Below are 4,301 nucleotides of genomic sequence, written 5' to 3'. Positions count from 1 at the left end.
TCCGGGATCGGGGGTTGGGGGGAACTTTGAAGGGTAGGTTTTGAGCGATTGGGAGGTTGTGGAGCATTCCCTCACCCCCCAGCCCCCTCGCCCACTGGACGCGGGCGAGGGGGAGTCAACGATGGTTTACCCAGCGATCTGGGGGGGAAAGCTCTTCAACCACAAAACACGGGCGAGGGGGAGCACCCCGTTTCCCCCGATGCATTGCGCAGAACCAGCCTGTTAAAGCCCCTCTCCCGCGCACGGGAGCGGGGTTGGGGGTGAGGGGATCTTAAAACCTACCCTTGAAAGGTCGGGGGTCAGGTTGCAGGCTATGGGCTGTTGGCTATAGGCTATTGGGGAGCAGCATTAACATTGAAACCTACCTTCGCGGCCTTCGCGCTCTTCGCGGTTTCAATCCTTCGTGGCTTAAAATGTTCGATTCCTGACAACCGATCTCCAGCCCCCATTATATACGGAGGAAATTGCATGCAGCGCCGACGATTGATGATTATTGCAACCAGCCTGACGCTGCTTTCAGCAAGCGTTGGCTTGAGTTTGGCTCGCACGAATAGTCTGTTGGATGATCCTGATTGTAGCGTAAGTGACTGTACATTCTTGCCATTGATCTTGAAAAATGCGAGTGAGATCACGGCCTTGCCAAGCGCAACGCCAACCGCATTTGGCGTAACAGTTTCGCCAACCGCTGAGCCAAGCCTGACGGCGACGGATACGCCGTTGCCAACCAATACGCCAACCGCAACTAGCACCGCAACCAGCGTTCCCAGCAATACGCCAACCGATGTGCCAACTCCAACCAGCGTTCCCAGCAATACGCCAACCGATGTGCCAACTCCAACCAGCGTTCCCAGCAACACGCCAACCGATGTTCCTACTGCGACGAGCGTTCCCAGCAACACACCAACGGAAACGAGCACGCCGACCAATACCAACACACCGACGAATACACCAACCAACACCGCAACCGCAACAAGCACCAGCACAGCTACGCCGCGCCCAGCAACAACTACGCCAACCACCATTGTCGGCACGGCCACGCCAACTACACCCGCCAACTTCACGCGGATTGTGTGGTCGACTGCCGTGCCAACGCCGTTTAGCTATCCTTTTGGTGCAGTCGAAGCCCAAGGTGCGGTTGTCGGCGGCAAATTGTATGTCTTTGGTGGTTTCGGCCAGCCTGGCTTATCGGGCGATACACCTTCGCGCTTGTCGAATGTCTACGATCCTGTTGCCAATACCTGGACGGCGATTGCACCTTTGGAACGTGGCCTGACCCACGTTGGCACGGCGACCGATGGCCAGAAAATCTTCTTTGTGGGTGGCTATATCGAAGATTTTGATGGCGTTGGCCAGATTTTTGGCTCGCGGGTTTCACGCTACTACGATACCGCCACCAATAGCTATACCAACTTGCCAGTGATTCCAATTCAACGTGCCGCTGGCCAATTGTATTATTTAGAGCGCAAGTTGCACTATGTTGGCGGAACCTACTACAAACAGGCTGATGTTGGCACGCACTTTGTGCTCGATTTGAACAATTTGGCGACTGGCTGGGTAACCCAAACCAACCAATTAACCTATGCCGAATTGCCAAACCCACGCCAGCACGCTGGTGGCGTGGTGCTTGATGGCAAGCTCTACTACATTGGCGGCCAGCATGGTCACGATGGCAGCTTAACCGTCGATAACGATGTGCATCGCTACGATCCTGCGACCAATACATGGACTCAATTGGCCGATATTCCCTTGGCCCTAAACCATATTAGCCACTCGACGGTGGTGCTTGGCGGCAAGATTTTCGTCTTTGCAGGCCAGACGACCAATGGCACAAAACATAACACGATTTATGTGTATGATCCGGCGAACAATATGTGGGCACAGATGCCGAATAACTTGCCAGCAACCCGCTATTCGGGCATTATTGGCGAGATTAATGGCACGCTCTATTTCACGACTGGCGGCGGAACCAACAGCTATCGTGGCATTCCCACACCCTAAATTCTTTTGTCAGGGCGTTGGTCGTAGCTGCGACCAACGCAAACGCTATGAACATAAGCATCTATCCAATTCCGCGTCTGCTCACAACCAGTCCGTATCTGGATTTGTTATATGATCCATTTGTTGCTTGGCCTGAACTGCGGATTATGCGCCAGCCGTTTGCTCAAAGCTTGCGTGCTGGCTTGCTGCAGCGCGATAACCGAGTTTTGCATTGGCATTTTTTCGATGAATTGACTCAGCGTCCGAGCCAGAGTGCAACCGCTTTGCGGAGTATGAGTTTTATTGCGCTGTTGCGTTTGCTGCGCTTGCGTGGCGCAAAACAGGTTTGGACTGCGCATAATTTAGAGCCGCACGAATTACGCCATCCTGCTTGGGCTAAGCGTAGTTACCAGGCTATGGTTCAAGTGGCAGGCCAGATTATTGTCCATTCACAAGCAGCAGCCCAGTTAATTGATCAACGCTATCAGGTTGGCTCAAAAACGACGGTTATTGCCCATGGGGCGTATATCGGTTTTTATGGTCCGCAACTGGCACAAACTGCCGCACGCGAGCTATTACAGCTCAAGCAAAACGGGTTTTTAGCAGTTAGCTTAGGCACATTGCGTCCCTACAAAGGCGTAGAATTATTGATCGAAGCTTGGGCTGCCGAGCTTGGACAATTGGAGGTCGTCGGAGCAGTCAAAGATCCGTTGTATGTTCAGCAATTGCAGCAGCTTGCGACGAATCCTGTCATTACGATTCGGCCAGATTTTATTGCCGATGCGCTGTTGCCTGCATGGTTTGCAGCAGCGGATGTGGTGGTCTTGCCGTATCGCAAAACATTAACCTCGGGCATGTTGTTGGCGGCGTTGTCGTATGCTAGGCCGCTGGTTGCTCCCGATTTGCCGCCAGTGCGCGAGTTGATTCGTGAAGGCGAGAATGGCTTTTTGTTTGAGCCAAATAATGTAGCTAGTTTACGCGCCGCATTGCAACGGGCCGCCGCGCATCCCAATCGTCAAGCCTTGCAGCAAAACGCCTTGCAAACCGTCCAAGCTTTGGATTGGACACAGCTTGCGGCGCAAACTGCTGACGTATATCGGCGTTTATTCGAGAAGAACCCATGATTTCAGGCCAAATTTCGATCATTATTGTGAGCTACAACAGCGCCGAATTGCTAGCAGCCTGTTTTGCCAGCCTCGCCACAACCAACGACGACAACTATCAATTAATCGTCGTCGATAATGCGTCGAGCGATGGTTCGGCAGAACTGGTGCGCCAATCTTATCCGCAGGTCACGCTGATCGCCAATCACCATAATCATGGCTTTGGCGCGGCATGCAACCAAGGGATGGAAGTCGCGACTGGCGAATATTTTGTATTTTTCAATCCCGATGTGCAAATAACTCCCAGCTGGCTGACGATTTTGCGTCAACATTTGCACGAACATCCACAGGCCGCGATTATCTGCCCAACCACCTTGTATCCAAACCAAGCGCCGCCAACTCGCCAAGGGGTAGCGATGACGGCGGCGGTGCCTGGTTGTGCGTTGTTGTTGCGACGGAGCGCATGGCAATCAATTGGCGGCTTCGACCCCAAGATTTTCCTGTATTGGGAAGATACCGAGCTGTGCTGGCGGGCGTGGTTGTTGGGTTGGCAGGTGCTTGAAGATTTCGAGGCGCTGGTCGTGCACGAACGCGGTGGTAGCGGCGGTGGCCAGCGTTGGTTGGTCGAGAGCAGCAAAAATGCTTTGTATACGTACCTGAAACTTCGGCCATTGTCGGTGGTTTTGGGCTATACACTGCGCATGCTGGCCAAAACTGTGATTGTGAGTCTGCGCCAGCGCAATCTGGCCATGGTGAGTGTTTGGATGTGGCATCTGAAGAATTTCAAGCAGACGCTGGCAACCCGTCGCACAATTCAGGCTCACGTCAAGGCTGATCGCCACGCAATTGAGCGTTTGATCAAACAGCATCTCGCGCGCGGCAAACGAGAACGGAATGCAAGGATGAAGGATGAGGCATGAAGGATGAAAGCTGAGTAAGAACATAGAGCAAAGAACATAGAATATAGCATTTGGAGATCAGGGGGCGAGGGCTGAGGCTATAGGCTATGTGTAATGGTTCATTGGATTGGCAATCATGGTCCCTCACCCCCCAACCCCCTCTCCCACTGAACGCGGGCGAGGGGGAGCAGCCTCTTTTTTTACCAAGGAATTGGGGGAGAACCACGGGATTCAAGCCCCTCGCCCGCGCCACCGGAGAGGGGTCGGGGATCAGTCTATGTGTAATGGTTCATTGGATTGGCAATCATGGTCCCTCACCCCC

3 protein-coding genes are annotated in these 4,301 nt (G+C 53.5%); all 3 read left to right on the top strand.

Annotation, left to right across the window (positions count from 1 at the left end; translation table 11 throughout):
• The first annotated feature begins 468 nt into the window (after positions 1-468).
• From C5S61_RS01100 to C5S61_RS01090, 3 genes are read left to right on the top strand one after another with little or no spacing between them, the layout of a single operon-like run.
• A complete protein-coding gene (locus C5S61_RS01100) occupies positions 469-1,998 on the top strand; it encodes a Kelch repeat-containing protein (RefSeq protein ID WP_110513291.1) in 1,530 nt (509 codons plus the stop codon).
• Between the two features lie 47 nt (positions 1,999-2,045).
• Positions 2,046-3,101: a glycosyltransferase family 4 protein gene (locus tag C5S61_RS01095; RefSeq protein ID WP_110513290.1), complete on the top strand. Its 1,056-nt coding sequence runs from the start codon at positions 2,046-2,048 to the stop codon at positions 3,099-3,101.
• Entirely contained in the window at positions 3,098-4,000 is a 903-nt protein-coding gene (locus C5S61_RS01090; RefSeq protein WP_110513289.1) for a glycosyltransferase family 2 protein, read from the top strand. The genes C5S61_RS01095 and C5S61_RS01090 overlap by 4 nt, the downstream gene beginning before the upstream one ends.
• Positions 4,001-4,301 lie beyond the last annotated feature (301 nt).

Source organism: Herpetosiphon llansteffanensis (assembly GCF_003205875.1).
Taxonomy (GTDB): domain Bacteria; phylum Chloroflexota; class Chloroflexia; order Chloroflexales; family Herpetosiphonaceae; genus Herpetosiphon; species Herpetosiphon llansteffanensis.
The sequence above is the reverse complement of the archived record's forward strand: the minus strand, read 5'-3'. Positions and strand labels throughout refer to the sequence as shown.

What these genes read in the sequence shown, in the direction of transcription:
- C5S61_RS01100 (WP_110513291.1), top strand. Translation starts at nt 469, where the DNA reads ATGCAGCGCCGACGATTGATGATTATTGCAACCAGCCTGACGCTGCTT.
- C5S61_RS01090 (WP_110513289.1), top strand. Translation starts at nt 3,098, where the DNA reads ATGATTTCAGGCCAAATTTCGATCATTATTGTGAGCTACAACAGCGCC.
- C5S61_RS01095 (WP_110513290.1), top strand. Translation starts at nt 2,046, where the DNA reads ATGAACATAAGCATCTATCCAATTCCGCGTCTGCTCACAACCAGTCCG.